This window comes from Aquabacterium sp., from assembly GCF_004297345.1.
Classification (GTDB): Bacteria; Pseudomonadota; Gammaproteobacteria; order Burkholderiales; family Burkholderiaceae_C; genus Aquabacterium.
Genome location: NZ_SCTN01000519.1, coordinates 1 through 3,134, shown reverse-complemented (window position 1 = coordinate 3,134; position 3,134 = coordinate 1). Strand labels below are relative to the sequence as shown.

At 55.5% G+C, this 3,134-nt stretch carries 3 protein-coding genes and 2 pseudogenes; 4 read left to right on the top strand and 1 reads right to left on the bottom strand.

Annotated features, from left to right (window positions below):
* Positions 1-106 precede the first annotated feature (106 nt).
* The 3 genes and pseudogenes from EPO09_RS20180 to EPO09_RS20170 all read left to right on the top strand — a co-directional run.
* Positions 107-658, top strand: a complete 552-nt coding sequence (locus EPO09_RS20180) for a hypothetical protein (RefSeq protein WP_290646032.1) — start codon at positions 107-109, stop codon at positions 656-658.
* A 65-nt stretch (positions 659-723) separates the two neighbouring features.
* On the top strand, positions 724-1,791 hold the full coding sequence (locus EPO09_RS20175; protein WP_290646030.1) for a hypothetical protein: 1,068 nt from the start codon (positions 724-726) through the stop codon (positions 1,789-1,791).
* 162 nt (positions 1,792-1,953) lie between these two features.
* A pseudogene (locus tag EPO09_RS20170) lies at positions 1,954-2,172 on the top strand (IS5/IS1182 family transposase); the annotation flags it as partial.
* Here the strand turns inward: EPO09_RS20170 and EPO09_RS20165 are convergent.
* Positions 2,170-2,292: pseudogene (locus tag EPO09_RS20165) on the bottom strand (LysR family transcriptional regulator); the annotation flags it as partial. The pseudogenes EPO09_RS20170 and EPO09_RS20165 overlap by 3 nt on opposite strands.
* Before the next feature lie 201 nt (positions 2,293-2,493).
* Here EPO09_RS20165 and EPO09_RS20160 point away from each other — a divergent pair.
* On the top strand, positions 2,494-3,134 hold a 641-nt coding region (locus tag EPO09_RS20160; protein WP_290646027.1), incomplete at its 3' end, for an alpha/beta hydrolase.

Sequence of the window (3,134 nt, the reverse complement as noted above, 5' to 3'; positions counted from 1 at the left end):
GATGTGGATGTATAACCATGAACGCCCAAACATGGCCTTGGGCGGCATCACCCCCAAGCAGCGGTTGGCCATGGCCGCATAGCTCTACTTCTCTGAGCAATGGTTTATGGGGGGATTACCGGTTCGCTTTGGCGATGAGCCTAATGTCGCCTACCTGGATGAGTTTCTGAACTACCGTAGTCGCTTTCATCGCTTCTTGGATCGGCACTTTCGTGATGCCCTACTTGGATACGCATGGGTCATCGAGTACGGCAGAGAGAGCTTGCTACACGTCCACTATTTGGTGATGCTCGATTCACGAGGTCGCGATGATGATTGCGCAATCGTCGATCGTCTGAGCGTGAAGTGGTCACAGATCACAGCTGGGCAGGGGGCCTGTCACAACTGCAACGAGAAACAGCGTCGGTACAAGTACCAGTCCACTGGTGTCGTGCAACTCGATCATCCAGACGTGGTGACGGGCTTGCAGTTCATCGTAGCGTACATGACCTTGGCGAGCCTCTTTGTGAAGCTCGATGTGGGAATTGACATCAAGACCTTCCGAAAGGGGCGGTTCCCTAAGGGCCCACTGCCGGTTGCTGGTCGTCCGCGTAAGCAGCTGTCACGGATCAAGATATCCGTTGCACAGGCTCGCGCAAGCCGCATGAAGTTCATCTAGTGCCATGGCCGGTGGCGCGAGTGACGCCGCCTTGCTGTTCGTTTCATGCCAGAAGGATCTTGCTAATGAAACTTGCATATCCACTTTCAGAATCTATACGAGTCGCCATGTTGGAGGCAGCCTGTCCTCCTGCATTCATGTCGCATTCACTTGCCGCGATGTCGACCCCGCCAATTCAGCGCTGCATTGCTCTTCAAGAGCTGGTCAAGTTGGTGGATCGACTGGGACGAAGCAAGAGTGATGTGTTTGCGCTTCGTTGTCGCAACGGTACTGAATCCGTTCAGTTCTCAAAACCAGGGGAACGTCTGCTTGACCTGTTGTTTCTCTTGGCGGCGGATATTCAACTGGGAAGCAGGGGCCGTCGCCTAGATCCGCGACTTCATCTGGCATTTGAGGGTGCCTTCCTTTATCAGATCCCATTGTCTTTGGGGCGAATCCAATTCGATTGTTTGATTCGGTGTGAGCCCTGCAAATGGGCTGCCATTCTGAGTGGAATGCTTGACAGGATGCGTAGCTTGATGAAGGGGAAAGCGTTTGTGCACGGGCTCGCACGTTATCGCGCCAGAGACACCACGTTCATGAAAAATCTTTCTGGCTACTTCCAGAAGCTGGTTGCCGCCCACCCAACTAGCGAAGTCTTGCGACAGGAGCTCTATTGGCCAACCCCGCAGGGGGATTTTGATCAGCGTGGTGCCGCGGCGCAGGTCCATCTCGCATTTACGCGATGGTTCGAGATGCTGAGAGGGATCTATGGTTGTGCATTTGTTGGGCATGCTTGGCAGCTACAGCGTGATACCGATAGGTACTACCTGCACTTGCTGCTGGTTGTCGATGGTCCGTCAAAGGCTGAGCTTCTGGCGCTCATGGAATGTGCTCGAACAGTATGGAGAGAGGTTGCTGGCCCTGGCGCCTTTGTGGTGGACTGCAAGCGTGCTGGGGTTCAATTGAAGTTTCGTGGGTTCAGTAAGGGTGGCGCGGGTCTTGACCTTGCCGCAGAATTGGCGAATGCAGTGGCCTTCTTTGCCTTTGCTGACGCTCTGATCTCATATGACTTTGACGATTTGCCACCAACGCGGGGCTACAAGTCTTTGCCTAAGACTCGGTCCTATCAATGTGCTCCAGTTCAAATCTGAACGGGCGCGCGGTTGCCGTCGCATAGAAAAATGATCTGCATTGTCGATCTTGTGGGGCGGGAATTGAAAATGTCTGCTGAAGGCTGAGGCTGTGTGAAAACTCGCTGATTCGCTGGAACTTGGCCCAGGGTTTGCGTGCACGTGATTAGATGGAGGTCACGTATGCCCAGATTCATCGAGGGACAAGACAGGCACCAAGTTACCTTGATGCCTGAGTGCCTGGACGACTTCATTGCAGAAGACAACACGGTACGAATCGTAGATGTCTTTATCGGTGAGTTGGACTTGGTGGCCTTGGGCTTCGACGGCGCAAGCCCGGCGGCAACGGGGCGGCCCTCTTATCACCCGTCGGTGATGCTGAAGCTGTACCTGTATGGCTACCCGCATGACGAGGTCGCTGTCTGCGAGGGGTGGTGGACGCACCCGTATGGCAACGTCGAGCCCTTCTCCAACCACATCGACTTTGCGATTTGTTTCCTCCACGTGCAGCTCCACCCGAGGGTAGCCATGCTGTCACAGAGCAGCTTCCCCCTGACACGTGGGGCGGCAATTACCCGGGAAATGTAAAGAAACTAACCAAGGCCGGTGAGGCAACAAAACTAGCATCGTGTCACCTTATATCTGGAGACACACATGCGTACAAAATCTGAGACATCGGCTACCTGGCAGCGCTTCTCCCGCGCAGCTGCGATCGTATTGAGCATGGCGGCGATCACCACCAGTGCATACGCCCAACTAAACAGCAACCTTCGTGGGCCAGATCCCACCGTTGGCAGCCTCGAAGCCAGCGCAGGCCCCTACACTGTGGCAACCGCGACGATCCCCAAGCAAACGAGCTATGGCGGTGGCGTTGTGTACTACCCGACCAAGACGACAGATGGTCCTTTTGGCGTGGTGGCCTTCGCCCCAGGTTTCGTTAACACCAACGCTGCGAACAAGTGGTGGGGCCCTGAGTTGGCATCCCATGGTTTTGTCGTCCTCATGATCGATACGCTGACGCTATTTGATCTGCCAGGCCTCAGAGGCAAGGAATTGCAGGCAGCATTGAAAGATGTCATCGCCAGAAGCCAAACCAAGGGCGAGGCCTACTATGGTCTGATTGATCCCGCTCGACGGGCAGTCATGGGCCACTCAATGGGCGGCGGTGGCACCTTGTCGGCTGCGGCCAGCGACAATACGCTAAAGGCTGCCATCCCGCTCGCCCCCTGGTCCACCGTCAACGACTGGAGCAAGGTCACCACCCCGACGCTGATCATAGGGGGGCAAAACGATGCGGTAGCACCAGTGTCGACCATGTCTACCGTGTTTTACGGGAGCTTGCCCGCCACGCTCAACAAGGCTTA

Coding starts and splice junctions, on each gene's coding strand:
- EPO09_RS20180 (WP_290646032.1), top strand. CDS start 107: ATGGGGGGATTACCGGTTCGCTTTGGCGATGAGCCTAATGTCGCCTAC.
- EPO09_RS20175 (WP_290646030.1), top strand. CDS start 724: ATGAAACTTGCATATCCACTTTCAGAATCTATACGAGTCGCCATGTTG.